General features: G+C 53.3%; 11 protein-coding genes. 3 read left to right on the top strand and 8 right to left on the bottom strand.

Features of this window, described 5'->3' with window-relative positions:
- Positions 1 to 119: 119 nt before the first annotated feature.
- Positions 120 to 641 carry a DUF1456 family protein gene (locus SOJ49_RS08060; protein ID WP_369857709.1) on the bottom strand — a complete coding sequence of 174 codons (522 nt, stop codon included), beginning with the start codon at positions 639 to 641 and terminating at the stop codon, positions 120 to 122.
- A gap of 235 nt (positions 642 to 876) precedes the next feature.
- Between SOJ49_RS08060 and SOJ49_RS08055 the strand changes: the two genes are divergently transcribed.
- A complete protein-coding gene (locus SOJ49_RS08055; RefSeq protein ID WP_369857708.1) occupies positions 877 to 1,893 on the top strand; it encodes a rhodanese-related sulfurtransferase in 1,017 nt (338 codons plus the stop codon).
- Positions 1,894 to 1,959: 66 nt separating this feature from the next.
- Here the strand turns inward: SOJ49_RS08055 and SOJ49_RS08050 are convergent, their stop codons facing one another.
- Together SOJ49_RS08050 and SOJ49_RS08045 are read right to left on the bottom strand one after the other, a co-directional pair.
- Positions 1,960 to 3,138 (bottom strand): VWA domain-containing protein, encoded by a 1,179-nt coding sequence (locus SOJ49_RS08050; RefSeq protein WP_369857707.1) that lies wholly within the window; start codon positions 3,136 to 3,138, stop codon positions 1,960 to 1,962.
- Between the two features lie 2 nt (positions 3,139 to 3,140).
- On the bottom strand, positions 3,141 to 4,013 hold the full coding sequence (locus SOJ49_RS08045; protein ID WP_369857706.1) for an AAA family ATPase: 873 nt from the start codon (positions 4,011 to 4,013) through the stop codon (positions 3,141 to 3,143).
- 366 nt (positions 4,014 to 4,379) lie between these two features.
- On the opposite strand from SOJ49_RS08045, the gene SOJ49_RS08040 reads away from it, so the two are divergent.
- Positions 4,380 to 5,561 (top strand): Na/Pi symporter, encoded by a 1,182-nt coding sequence (locus tag SOJ49_RS08040; RefSeq protein WP_369857705.1) that lies wholly within the window; start codon positions 4,380 to 4,382, stop codon positions 5,559 to 5,561.
- A 13-nt stretch (positions 5,562 to 5,574) separates the two neighbouring features.
- A complete protein-coding gene (locus tag SOJ49_RS08035; protein WP_369857704.1) occupies positions 5,575 to 5,796 on the top strand; it encodes a hypothetical protein in 222 nt (73 codons plus the stop codon).
- Positions 5,797 to 5,863: 67 nt separating this feature from the next.
- Here the strand turns inward: SOJ49_RS08035 and SOJ49_RS08030 are convergent, their stop codons facing one another.
- From SOJ49_RS08030 to flgJ, 5 genes are all read right to left on the bottom strand, one after another.
- Positions 5,864 to 6,244 (bottom strand): DUF805 domain-containing protein, encoded by a 381-nt coding sequence (locus SOJ49_RS08030; RefSeq protein WP_369857703.1) that lies wholly within the window; start codon positions 6,242 to 6,244, stop codon positions 5,864 to 5,866.
- Between the two features lie 120 nt (positions 6,245 to 6,364).
- Positions 6,365 to 7,489: a mechanosensitive ion channel family protein gene (locus tag SOJ49_RS08025; protein ID WP_369857702.1), complete on the bottom strand. Its 1,125-nt coding sequence runs from the start codon at positions 7,487 to 7,489 to the stop codon at positions 6,365 to 6,367.
- A gap of 284 nt (positions 7,490 to 7,773) precedes the next feature.
- Positions 7,774 to 9,012 (bottom strand): flagellar hook-associated protein FlgL, encoded by a 1,239-nt coding sequence (gene flgL / locus SOJ49_RS08020; RefSeq protein WP_369857701.1) that lies wholly within the window; start codon positions 9,010 to 9,012, stop codon positions 7,774 to 7,776.
- Between the two features lie 46 nt (positions 9,013 to 9,058).
- Entirely contained in the window at positions 9,059 to 12,037 is a 2,979-nt protein-coding gene (gene flgK / locus SOJ49_RS08015) for a flagellar hook-associated protein FlgK (protein ID WP_369857700.1), read from the bottom strand.
- Positions 12,037 to 13,197, bottom strand: coding sequence for a flagellar assembly peptidoglycan hydrolase FlgJ (flgJ, locus tag SOJ49_RS08010; RefSeq protein ID WP_369857699.1), 1,161 nt, complete (start codon positions 13,195 to 13,197; stop codon positions 12,037 to 12,039). The genes flgK and flgJ overlap by 1 nt, the downstream gene beginning before the upstream one ends.
- Between the last annotated feature and the right edge of the window lie 58 nt (positions 13,198 to 13,255).

Genomic DNA, 13,255 nt, shown 5'->3' with positions numbered 1-13,255 from the left:
AGCAGCACACTATGGTGCCTGTGCCGCTACAAACAGATTATTATTCTTGCGCTTGGCCCACGCCTGATAACATCACGCTAATATCACTGAGATTCTCAAAAAACAGCAACATTGGCTATTCAGATATTGTCGCTGGCGGTATCGGTATTTTCATCGGTATCCTGCTGATACTCACTGGTATCACCAGGCCGTAACTGACGCTGCATGCCCATCAGGAAGTTGCGTAATATCTGGTCCTTGCATTCGCGGTAATGCCTATGACCCGGTTTGCGGAAAAAAGCACTCAACTCAGGCTTGCTTAAACGAAAACCAACCACCTGCAAGGTTTCGAGAATATCTTCTGCCTTCATATCCAGCGCAATACGTAATTTTCGCAAGATCATATTATTATTCAAACGCACTTCCAGCTCAGGCTGAATGCCATCCAGCTTACCGCGTCGGGTATTGATAAAACCGTTTAAAAAAGCTGCCAGATCGGTATCCGTGGCTTCCCTATAGGATTCATCACCTTCCTTTTTTAACCAGCCAGAGACCTGCTCTTTGGTAACGGTGTAATCTGCAGCGGCAAATATGTCCACCATCAGAGAATCTTTAAGGTCGAAAGTATATCGAATACGGCGAAAGACATCGTTATTGGTCAAAGTAAATCCTGTTGTGTCAGAAGCGGCGGAGTCATTACAGCCTGCCGGAATTGTACAATTCTAGCAGAATCAGCCAACCACAGGACGCATTAACACGGCCACAGGTGATTTTTAAGCCACCGGTTTTTAGTGACAGCTCGTACCAACGCGACTGAAATAGCGCTGATTTTTTTGTATACTCCGCGCCCCGAAAATCATCACGCTCCGGTTTTACGTTCCGGGCAGCGAGGACACCATGACACTTTCCCCTGTCTCCAGTGAGACTCCGGCAAACGGCCCCTTTGTAGTCTGCGCCATGTACAAGTTTGTAACCCTCGACAACGTCGAAGCACTGCGTCAGCCGCTACTCGACGCCATGCTCAAGCTGAACGTCAAAGGCACACTGCTGCTGGCTAACGAAGGCATCAACGGCACCGTGGCGGGTAGCCGTGAAGCCATCAACGGCCTGCTGGCTTATCTGCGTCAGGATCAACGCCTGACCAATATTGGCTACAAGGAATCCTACGACGATGAACAACCCTTCTACCGTACCAAGGTCAAACTCAAAAAAGAGATTGTGACGATGGGTGTCGAAGGCATCGACCCCAAACGTGTCGTCGGCACCTACGTCAAACCGCAAGAATGGAACGCGCTGATTGCCGACCCGGAAGTCTTGCTGGTTGATACCCGCAACGACTACGAAGTCGGCATCGGTACCTTCAAGGGTGCATTAGACCCAAACACCAAAACCTTCCGCGAATTCCCCCAATATGTGAAGGAAAACCTCGACCCGGAAAAACACAAGAAAATCGCCATGTTCTGTACCGGCGGCATACGCTGTGAAAAGTCCACCGCCTACCTGAAAGAACAGGGTTTTGACGAGGTCTATCACCTCGAAGGCGGTATTCTGAAATACTTGGAAGAAGTGCCTGAAGAAGACACCCTGTGGGAAGGCGAATGCTTTGTCTTCGACAATCGCGTGACGGTTAACCATAAACTGGAAAAAGGCGAATTCGACCAGTGTCATGCCTGTCGCCGCCCAATCACCGAAGCCGACAAACAGTCGGAACATTACCTGCAGGGCGTTAGTTGCCACTTCTGTATTGATGAATATTCAGACCAGCAACGCGACCGTTTCCGCCAGCGCGAACATCAGATGCAACTGGCCAAACAACGCGGCGAAGAACACCTGGGGAACGACCTGCAAGACATCATCGAACGGCGCCGTCAGGAAAAACTGGCTTTCAAGGAACAGCAGCGGCAACAAGATTAAGACGTGCGCCGAGAGCATGGGCCAGAGATTTGACAGTACCACACACGCAAAAACACCCGGCTCCTTTCAAGTCAGCTCTTTAATCGCTGCGGTGATGCCTTCTACACTGAGTGGATACATACGGTTTTCCATCAATTGCTGAATCATACCGAGTGAGCCATAAGGCCCCCACCATTGTTGCGGGGTGGGGTTAAGCCAGGCGACGTGAGGGAACTGCCGGGTAATGCGTTGTAGCCAGACCGCTCCGGCTTCGTCGTTGTAATGTTCAACGCTGCCGCCCACATGAGTCACTTCGTAGGGGGCCATGCTGGCGTCGCCGACGAAAATGATTTTGTAGTCGCTGCCGTATTTGTGCAAGACGTCCCAGGTGCTGATACGTTCCTGGTGGCGGCGGTTATTGTTGCGCCACACCGATTCATACAGACAGTTATGGAAGTAGAAGCTTTCCATGTGTTTGAACTCGGCACGGGCGGCGGAAAAGAGTTCTTCACAAGCGCGGATATGTTCATCCATGGAGCCGCCGACGTCAAAGAAGAGCAGGACTTTGATGGCGTTATGGCGTTCGGGCACCAGCTTGAGATCAAGGTAACCAGCGTTCTGGGCGGTGGCGCGGATGGTGTCGTCAAGGTCGAGCTGGTCAGCCGCACCCTGGCGGGCGAATTTACGCAGTCGGCGCAGCGCCACCTTGACGTTACGAATGCCCAACTCGATGCTGTCGTCGAGGTTGCGGTAGTTGCGTTCTTCCCACACTTTAACGGCTTTGCGATGGCGGCTTTCGCCCTGCTCTATGCGTATGCCTTCAGGGTTGTAGCCGAACGCGCCAAAGGCTGAAGTACCGCCAGTGCCGATGTTCTTGCTGCCGCCCTGATGACGCTTGGTCTGGTTTTCCAGTCGCTCCCGCAAGGCTTCGAGTATTTTATCAAGGCTGCCCAGCCCTTGCACTTCGGCTTTCTGGGCTTCGGTCATCACCCGTTCCATTTCCTTGCGCAACCAGTCTTCGGGCAGGTTCAATTCGTCGAGAGCACCCGAAAAGGACTCCAGTCCACTGAAGTAGGTGGCAAAGGCGCGGTCAAAACGATCGTAGTACTTTTCGTCTTTCACCAGACAGAGCCGTGCCAGCGCGTAGAACTCATCGGCGTCGGCGAACACCAGGCCGTGTTGCAACGCCCGCAGCAGATCGAGGTATTCTCGTACTGACGCCGGAACACCGGAGGCCCTGACAACCTGGAAGAAATCAATCAGCACAATCAGCTCCGGCGGCGGCTCATAAAGGCAAGTTTTTCTAACAGCTGTACGTCTTGCTCGTTTTTCACCAGCGCACCGTGTAATGGCGGAATCGCCTGGGTACCTTGCTTGTTTTGCAGGGCATCGAGGCCAATGTCGTCGGCCAGCAGCAATTTGAGCCAGTCGATCATTTCCGAGGTGGACGGTTTTTTCTTCAGACCTGGCACCTTACGCAGATCAAAGAACACATCCAGTGCCGTGCTGACCAACGCTTGCTTGATGTTGTCGAAGTGCACATCAACAATGCGTTGCATGGTGTCGCGATCAGGGAAGTCGATGTAGTGGAAAAAGCAGCGCCGCAGGAAGGCGTCGGGCAGTTCTTTTTCGTTATTGCTGGTGATCAAAATAATCGGGCGATGCCTGGCCACCACCTTTTCCTGAGTCTCGTAGACAAAAAACTCCATTTTATCGAGTTCGAGCAACAAGTCGTTGGGGAATTCAATGTCGGCCTTGTCGATTTCATCAATCAGCAACACCACGGGCTTATCAGCGTCAAAGGCTTCCCAGAGTTTGCCCTTCACAATGTAATTACGAATATCGTGTACCTGGTCGGAACCCAGCTGGGAATCGCGTAGCCGCGACACGGCGTCGTACTCATACAGGCCCTGATGCGCCCGAGTGGTACTTTTGATGTGCCATTGAATCAGGTCAGTGCCCAGTGCATCGGCCATTTGTTCCGCCAGCATGGTTTTGCCGGTGCCCGGCTCGCCTTTTAACAGCAGGGGTTTTTGCAGGGTAATCGCCGCATTGACCGCCATTTGCAGTTGCGGGGTGGCGATGTAGTCGCTTGTACCCTCAAAACGGGTACGCGTAGAACTAGAGCGGGGATCAGTCATGCAAACTCTCCGGGGTTTTCAGACTCCGCAGTATAAAAATACCGGCTGCTATTGGAAAGGGTCTATCAACCAAATGGAAAACATCAAATGAACACCATTCTGTCATCACGCTTTTGGGTGTCTGCCAACGCCCGTGTCTGCCAACGCCACGCTGACGTCCGTCAGGACAGCGGACATCTTTACGATTTTAAAACGTCGCACCCAGCGGCGACTCTTTTATATGTGACAAACGGCCTGCCCAGCCAGTCTCAGCAACTATGTCGAATGTCGAAGATCCACTTTGTCATATAAATGTCACAATTATCGGAGACTATGCCCGATTTTCCTGAACCAGGATAAAACCAACCGGATGAGCCATCGCCCTGTATGAACGATACCACTGCAAACGCTCCATCAACTGAGCAGAGCAACAGCCAGCTCTCCCCGAACGCCCATTGGCTGAACTGGCTGAAAATTGCCGGTCTCGTTTACTTTTTGCTAGTCGCTGTATCCATTATTGGCAGTGGCTTCAAATTATCTGCCGGAGAACATGCCAAGGAGCTGTTCGACTTTGCCAGTAACCCGCTGACAGGATTGATTGTGGGTACAGTCGCCACCGCCCTGATCCAGTCATCCAGCACGGTCACGTCTATTATTGTTGGTTTGGTCGCCGGTGGCTTGCCTGTTGAGATTGCCATTCCGATGGTGATGGGTGCCAATATTGGTACCACCATCACCAACACCATCGTCAGCCTTGGCCATGTTCGCCAGGGTGAAGAGTTTCGCCGGGCCTTTGCCGCCGCGACCGTACACGACTTTTTTAATCTGGTGTGCGTGGTGATCTTCCTGCCACTGGAAATCATGTTTGGCATGTTGCAGAAGATCGGCGGCTACATGGCTTCCTTGCTGGTCGGTGCTGACTCGCTGTCGATGAAAGGTGTCAACTTCATCAAGCCGTTGATCAAGCCACCGGTAAAATTTATCCAGCACCAGCTGGAAAGCCTGACGCCAGATACCGCCGCTGGCATCATTATGGTGGTACTGGGTATCGCGACCATTTTTGTCGTCATCACCCTGATCGGCAAACTGTTGAAGTCCTTGCTGGTTGGCAAGGCCAAAGACATTCTTCATGCCGCCGTAGGCCGTGGGCCGGTATCCGGCATTGCTTCCGGCACCCTGATTACCGTGCTGGTTCAGTCCAGCTCCACCACCACCAGCCTGATCGTGCCACTGGCCGGTAGCGGTGTCTTCAGCTTGCGGCAGATCTATCCGTTTACACTCGGGGCCAATATCGGCACCTGTGTGACCGCCCTGTTAGCAGCAACGGCCATTACCGGCCCCAATGCGGTATTTGCCCTGCAGATTGCACTGATTCACCTGATTTACAACATGATGGGCGTGATACTGATCTACAGCATCCCGTTCTTGCGTAACATTCCGCTGTGGGCGGCTGAGAAGCTCGCCAATGCCGCAGTGGCCAACAAGTTGTATGCAGGCGCGTATATTCTGGGCGTGTTTTTTGTCGCCCCACTGGTGTTGATTGGCGGAAGCCAATTGCTGGGTATTTAAGGGAACTCGTGACATGAGCGAAAACAAGCAGGAATTACAGCGCAAGATCGAAAGCCTGGAAGTTCGTCTGGCGGAATTGAAGACCCGCCTTGCCAGTGTTGAATCCGACGAGCAGCATGAAGCCATTGATCATCTCGATCAGTATCTGCAGGAAGTGGATCATGAGTACGATGATCTGCGTGCTTTCTGGCCGGTTGTGGTGAAAGAGCTACGCGGTCTGCTTGGTCGCCACTGAGCACCGGCTAAAACCAATAAAAAAGAGCGCCAGGCGCTCTTTTTTATTGGTCGGCAAACACACTTTATTACGCCATCACAATATCCTGACTCTGACCGGGTTGTAATGGATCGGCACCAAAACGGTTTTCTCCTTCTGTACCTTTGCTGACCGCAAAGTAGAGATAGATAAAAACACCCACCAGCGGTACCAGGTTAATCAGTACCCACCAGCCACTGCGATTACAGTCGTGCATACGGCGAATACTGACAGCCAGCGAGGGAACAATAATTGCCACGCCGTAAAAACCCAACAACACGCCGACCAGCATGGCTTCTGTCGCCGCAGCCAGTACGGCCAAGACGACGTAAATAACCAGGGTAAATAGATAGAACAGCCAGTATTCCTTCCGGCCCGAACGTCCCTGAAAATCCAGTGACCGCTTGAATGCAGTGATAACACTTTCCATAGTTGCGCTCCTTTGCCCCGTTTCCATGTCGGCCAGGTGCCGGGGATACACCTGAACGATCTTTATTCTACTGCGTTGGGTACGACATACCCTGACTAGCGTAGCAGTATGAGACCAAGGTCAAACTTTTGCTTCTGACGCTGTCTCCGGCGGCTGCATCAATGTAAAGACGGCCCCTTCTTGCTCGGTATTAATCGCCCGAATCGGATACGGAATCGTGATGCCTTCTTCACCATAGCGTTTGTGCAGAGCCTTGATAAAAGCGGATTTTACGGCAAAATTATCGACATACTCCCGCGCTCTTAGTACCACGGTAAAGTTAATGCTGGAATCGGCAAAGGAATGAAACATCACCCGAGGAGTGAAAGACGGTTCGGCCCCTTCTACCCGCTGCAAGACCTCGCTGGCGACCTCCTTGGTGATCACTTCAACCTGTTCCAAGTCGGAACTGTAGTGCACCCCGACTTCGACCAGCACCGACAATTCCTTGACCGGGTAGTCATAATTGACGATACGGGACTGGGAAATCTGACTGTTAGGCAAGATCACCGTGTTGTTTTGCAGCATCTTGATCCAGGTCGAGCGCCAGCCGATTTTCTGAACGTAGCCCTGCTCACCGGAATCCAGTTCAATAAAGTCACCCACCTGAAACGGCTTGTCGACCAGCAACTGCACACCGGAAAAAAAGTTCTCCAATGTCGGCTGCAAGGCCAGCGCCACCGCCAGAGAGGTAATCCCCAGTGAAGCAATAATCGGCGTAACCGACACCCCCAGAGTGCCCAGCAACACCAGCAACCCCAAGCCAAAGACCAGCCCGCGCAGCAGTCCACGGGCGATACCCTGACTGTTGTACAACAACGACGAGCTGCTCGCGTAATGCTCCAGGGTGCCGCGTGAGATACGATCAAAAAACACAATCAACGCCACAATCAGAAACACACGGGCCGAGTCACCGGTCACCGTGGTAAAAGTCGGACTACTAATATCGAAGTGTTCGAACAGCCGTTCTAGAATCAGCAGATGAAACCCCACCAACACAATCGTGATCGGTGCACTGAGTGCCTTGAGCAGCAAGGTATCGAAAAACCAGGGAGTACGCTGCGTTATCCGCCGCAACCGCGAAATAACAATTCCCTTCAGCGCCAGCATCAACAACAGAGATACCAGCGTGATACCCAGGGCGATACTCCAGGCTGGCAAATTAAATTCAGCCAGGTAGTTGGCCAGCTGATCCAGGTGGTTCATGTTTTCTCCAATCATTCAGCAGTCAATCATTGATAACCGTCAGGCGACCAATCTACCAATAGCGGCAGAAAACTGACACTACCGCAATGTTCACGATGATTAATTAAAAGCAGAGACAACCCGATGTGACGGAAAACATTAATGGAAAGCATGGAAAGCATGGAAAGCATGAACAAAACGAAAAGAAAAAGAAGTAAGGACAAGAAAATCGACCGCCACCCCACAAGCAGCAAACCGGCCCCACCGATACACTGCTGTGCCTGTTCTGTGCCCATATCCCGTATTCACATGCTGTTAAACAGACTCAACTGGCTGATGGTGGTGTAACTTTTTTGTGCGGCTTCCAGCAAGGTAGTTTGCATCGACATACGACTGACCGCTTCGGCCAAGTCCACATCCTGTAATTCCGACAATACTTGCTGATTCACCAGAGTAATATCCGCCGACAGCGAGCGGGTGTTATCCACCACATTCAGGCGCGCACCAATCTGGCTTTGGGTTCGGGAAACAGTGGCCAGTGCGTAGTCAAGATTGGTCAGGCTATCGGCAATCAACGTGGTCAAGGTGTTGGCGTCGTCGGGTGTGTCTTCGAGGTTATTGAGGCCATAGGCGAGCCGGTAAAGTGTATCTGTGACACTTTGTTTCGGGGTCGAACGTACCATCACCTGATCACCGGATTCCGGCGACCCGCTCAGCGTCAACGCCATGCCCGCCACCTCCAGCTCCCGGCCTTGAGCATAAGGCTGGTTGATCAATCCCTCCACTGGCCTTCCGTCGGAAGCTCGACGCACGGTAAAGTTTGCCTGTTCCGGCAACAGCGCCGACTCTGGATTAAAAGTAATCACCAGGTCGTCGGGATAAAAATCACCATAGGCTTCCTCGTCGATCACAAAGCCGGGATTGATCTGGGTCGTGCCCTGATTCAGCGGGTTCACTGCCGTGGTAAAGCTGTTCTTGACCGCTGTTACATCAACAAACAGGTCTTTACCAGAATCCCCTGTTGCAACGGTGGTGGTGGTGCCAATCGCAAGGAAACGCTGGCCTCCATCGCCCTGATATTCATAACGACCGTTAGGCATCTGTTGAAACGGCGCTTCCCCCCCCTGAAAACCGGCAAACATGTATTCACCATTGGCATCGCGGCTATTAAACAACCCGACCAGACTTTGCTGTATTTGCTCAACTTCAGCGGCAATGGCCTGCCGATCGCTTTTGGTCAGCGTACCGCCACCGGCTTCTACCGTCAGCTCTTTCAGCCGTGCGTAACTGTCGCTGATGCTGCCCAGCGTTACTTCTTCCAATTGCAGGCGATTGTCTGCGGCCGTCATATTGGTTTCAAACTGCTCACGCAGCGCCAGATCCTGCTCCAGTTGCAGAATTCTGGTAGCCGCAACCGGGTCATCCGATGGCGTCAATACCCGGCGGCCACTGGCCACCTGCTGCTGGGTTTTATTCAACTGTTGCTGGTTATCCAGCATATTGGCCAGGCCGGTTTTATGCATTTGCAGTGTGGTTATTCTCATACCAGATACCTCGCCATTGGCCCCGCCGGGGACTCACTGTGTGTTATCAAAAGGTTGAAATCAGAGTGTCAAACATATCGCGTGCCACCTGAATCACCTGGGCATTGGCGTTGTAAGCCAGTTCGTATTTCATCAGCGCAGCGGCCTCTTCATCAAGGTTGACGCCAGAAGCGCTGCTGTAGGCTGCTTGCGACGTGGTCAGCAGCACGTCACTGGAATCGCGGCTGGTCTGTGCTCGGCTGGTGGTTGCCCCAACCCGCTCGACCACGATGGCATAGGCTTCGGAATAGGTACTGGAACCATTAACGGTATCGCTGTTTTGCAAACCCGCCAGAGCCACGCCATTACGGCTGTCGGAAATACCGTTTTCATTGAAGCCGACGGTAAATTCATCGCCCACCACCACAGCCCCAGCAATGCTGACGTCTATCCCCCGATAGGTGGATTCAAACACCGGCTCGGCGGCAAACAGGTTATTCCCCGGCGTATTGGTGGCCAGCGTCATGCCTTCATCCAGCACCACCTTGAGCTGTCCTCCCATGGTCAGCTTGCTGGAGCCATAAACGCCAGTGCCATTCAGGGCCATGCGGGGCTGAAACGAGAGATTGCCACGTTCATCAATCGCCACATCCAGCTCGCCGTTAAAGGCAAATCCGGCGGTTTCCAATGCCTGACGAACACCGCTCAACAATGCTTCGCCAGAGCCGTAATTGGCGCTTAGTTCAATCTCAAAGCTGCCCTGGTTTTCAATCTCGAAAGCATAGCGATATGGCCCGCCCTGGCTGAAGTCGTAACCTTCGTATTCATTAAGAATATCGTAGGGGGATTCCCCCACCTGGGTCAGGCCAATCGCCTGGCCATTGCTGACGTCGAAGCCATCGCCATGATCACCACTGATATCGAGACTGAGGTCATCGCCGTTGAGTGCCGTGATGGTCAATGTCTCGCCATCGCTGCTGGCAACAATACCCAATTCCTGAAAAGCGTAATTGGCATTAATGCGCCCGGCGAGAAAATCCGGGGTAACCGGATCCGGTACCGTCTGCGGCCAGCTATCGTCGTACTTGCGTTGGCTTGGCCCCAGCGCTTCTGTCAGCACCACACCGTTCAGCGTGAAACCCATATCAAGAAAGCCGTTGTCGTCTTCGCTAAAATGACTCAACTGCACCGTAGTACGGGCAGACGCCTCGATGCCATCGTATTCGCTCAGCTGCTCGGCAATGGCTCGAGCCGAACTATTGGCAGCCGTATTCAGCCCCGGCAAGGATTCAGCCTGGCCACTGGTCGGATCGTTATAAGAAATTGAAAACCGTTGAGCCGCCAGGCCGTTACCAGCACTGACCGTTGCCGCTGGCTCTGGCGGCTGATAAGTGGCACGCACCGGCAACTGACCACTGAAACTGGTCATCGCCAGCTGGCCCTGCTCGCCCAGATTAATACTGTTGGTAATACCGGGAATATAGGTCTGGTTACTGATCGGCGGAAACAGCGGCACGGGTTTGCCCGGATCACTGTTGTCCAGCACGTCGTAGCGGTAAGCCGAGGTAAACCTCACCAGCAACGGCGGTGTCATTTGGCCGAGTTCATCAAAGGCGGCAGTATCCAGGCTGGTCACACTGCCAGCGCTAATGGCTGCGCTGCCCTGATTGCCAATCGCGGCATCCGTCATAATTGGTGAGGCCAGAGCGATTTGTTCTGCGCGGGTAATCACCAGTTCCATATTGCTGGCTTCGTTACGGGTAGGCATGATGCGAAACTCATCCCCGGCTTGAAAACTGCCGCTTTCAAGATGAATCTCAAAACCATCCACTGCCAGCACGTCTGGAAATGCACCGGAGATCGCCCCCTTCTGCACAATCTCGTTACTGTCGATCTGGCGGATACGGTAGTTAAAATTGTCCGGGCCGATAAATTCCAACTGATAATCACTGCTACTGACACTGCCCGCATCGGTGATATGCACGGATACCAACCGATCATCTGGGTTGGCATTGCCATCATCTCCCAGTGCACGGCGATAAGTCAGCGCCGGTTCATTGATATCCTGGAAGAAGTCTTCACCGACCAAACCTTCGTAATCCAGCCCCAGCTTGTGCTGCGCATTTATGGTTTCAGCAATCACCAGCGCCACCTTGCCGAGACTATTGACCACCGGATCCAGTACCTCGTTGCGGAACGCCAGCGTACCGCCCAGCGAACCACCGGTAATCTCATTCGTCACGGGAATGGCTTCATCATCACTGAGCAGATAAAGATCGTTGCGGGACGGATCACTCTGGCCCGTATCCGCCACCAGCCGGTTATAATCGTTGCCGACCACCAACGCCTGGCCCTTACCGATAAACACATTCAGGCGCGAGTCGCCCTGATCCACCACCGACACCTCCACCAGCGCCGACAGTTCAGTAATCAACCGATCACGCTGATCCATCAGCGCGTTGGGTTCTTCGCCCTGGGCCATCCCGACTGCAAACTGAATATCCTGGTTAAGCGTGGCAATGGATTCTGCGATCGCGGTGATTTCCTGCGCCATCACCCCCATCTGACCATTCAATACCAGATTCTGCTGATTCAGCTGATCACTGAGCACATCAAAGCGATCGGTCAACGCCGCTGACTGAGTCAACAACACCTCCCGCGCCGCCAGTGACGACGGATCATCTACCACCGTCTGCATCGCATCAAACATCGCTTCGAGACCAGGCTGAACGCCCGTCCCACTGTCTGCCAGCAAACTGTCTACCTGAGCGGCGTAGTCGGCCATGGTGTCATACTGATGAAAGGAGGCGGTATCCGACCAGACCTGATCGGATAAAAATTCATTATAGATGCGGCTGACAGAATCAACACTGACCCCCGACCCTAGCCAGTTGCCGCCACGAAACTGACTGTTACCCTCAGCAAAACTGACCACCTGGCGGCTGTAACCTTCGGTCGTGGCATTGGTGATATTGTTACCAGTGACCGCCAGCGCCGTTTGCTGCGCCTTCAGTCCCGAGATGGCAATATTGAGAATATCGGTCATTACTCGCCTCCGCTGACCGACGGACGGTCTTTATTCTTATCAACCTCAGCAGCCTTGCTGGAATCCGGGCCAATATCCGGCGACGGTTGCTGTACCTCGCCCTGCCCTTGTAACGTTTCGCTGCGAGCAATACGGCGGATTTTTGCGCCATACTCAGGATCCGTAGCATAACCGGCCTGTTGCAAGGCATAACCATACTCATCGCCGTCCAACCCCTTGCCCAGCGCCTGCTGATAACGCTCACTCCCGGCCAGAAAATCAGCGTAATCGCGCAAGCCAGCTTCCAGCGAAGCATAGGAACGGAAACTGGCGGTTTCTTTCACTCGAGTGCCATAACGGTATTCATGAGTCGTTACGTCCACCGCTTCACCCTGCCAGCGCTGATCAGCCTTGATACCAAAGAAATTAAAACTGTTATTGCCCTTGGCGTCGGCAATCATATGTTTACCCCAGCCGGTTTCCAGCGCCGCCTGGGCAACAATCGCACGAGGATCAACCCCCAGCTCAGCACCAATCACTGCGGCATGAGGATACAGAGCGGCAACAAATTCATCGGCAGAGGCAAACTGCTGCCCCTTGCTGCCGCTGCCAGAGGCAACGCTGGCCAGCGTTTTGGATAAAGATTCCGGCGATAATACGGAGGCTTGCGACACTGGCTCCCGCCTGATTACCGCAGCAGCAGCATCGCCCTGCTGCAACACCCGGTCGACTTCGGCAAGCGCCTCGCGCAGCGGCACACTGGCGACCCGACGATCAAACAGCTTCGCCTGATCCAGCTCTGGAGCGTCTCCGGCATCACCAAAGTTACTCATCAGCTGTTGATGGATAATATCTGCCAGCCCACGGCCAGAAGCCCCGCTACCACTGGCTTGCTGGCCCGACATCTGCAAGGCCAGCTGGTTATCGTACATACCCTGATAGAAGTCCCCCTCGGAAGAACCCATCAGCGAATCTTCAGAAAAAACCGCATTAGCCTGCCGCATCGAGCTGAGCATCATGTTCATAAACATCGACTCAAACTGCCGCGCTACTTCCATCAACGCCGCGCTCTTGTCCTCTTTACCGAGCGTACGAATGCCCTGCAGACTGTTGAGATCGGTGTATACATCCTGCGGATTGGTTACCACAGATGCTGAAGACAAGGCTGGGCTGACCTGCATGGCCGACTCCGGAAAATGACGTTATCAGGAGTACAGCAAGATGTTTGCCAACGCGATC

The sequence above is a fragment of the Candidatus Thalassolituus haligoni genome, from assembly GCF_041222825.1.
Lineage (GTDB): Bacteria > Pseudomonadota > Gammaproteobacteria > Pseudomonadales > Oceanobacteraceae > Oceanobacter > Oceanobacter antarcticus.
This window is presented reverse-complemented; position numbering and strand designations above follow the sequence as displayed.

Bases quoted from the DNA above. Each gene is read 5' to 3' on its own strand.
- SOJ49_RS08055 (WP_369857708.1), top strand. From the start codon at position 877: ATGACACTTTCCCCTGTCTCCAGTGAGACTCCGGCAAACGGCCCCTTT.
- SOJ49_RS08045 (WP_369857706.1), bottom strand. From the start codon at position 4,013: ATGACTGATCCCCGCTCTAGTTCTACGCGTACCCGTTTTGAGGGTACA.
- SOJ49_RS08040 (WP_369857705.1), top strand. From the start codon at position 4,380: ATGAACGATACCACTGCAAACGCTCCATCAACTGAGCAGAGCAACAGC.
- SOJ49_RS08035 (WP_369857704.1), top strand. From the start codon at position 5,575: ATGAGCGAAAACAAGCAGGAATTACAGCGCAAGATCGAAAGCCTGGAA.
- SOJ49_RS08030 (WP_369857703.1), bottom strand. From the start codon at position 6,244: ATGGAAAGTGTTATCACTGCATTCAAGCGGTCACTGGATTTTCAGGGA.
- SOJ49_RS08025 (WP_369857702.1), bottom strand. From the start codon at position 7,489: ATGAACCACCTGGATCAGCTGGCCAACTACCTGGCTGAATTTAATTTG.
- flgL (WP_369857701.1), bottom strand. From the start codon at position 9,012: ATGAGAATAACCACACTGCAAATGCATAAAACCGGCCTGGCCAATATG.
- flgK (WP_369857700.1), bottom strand. From the start codon at position 12,037: ATGACCGATATTCTCAATATTGCCATCTCGGGACTGAAGGCGCAGCAA.
- flgJ (WP_369857699.1), bottom strand. From the start codon at position 13,197: ATGCAGGTCAGCCCAGCCTTGTCTTCAGCATCTGTGGTAACCAATCCG.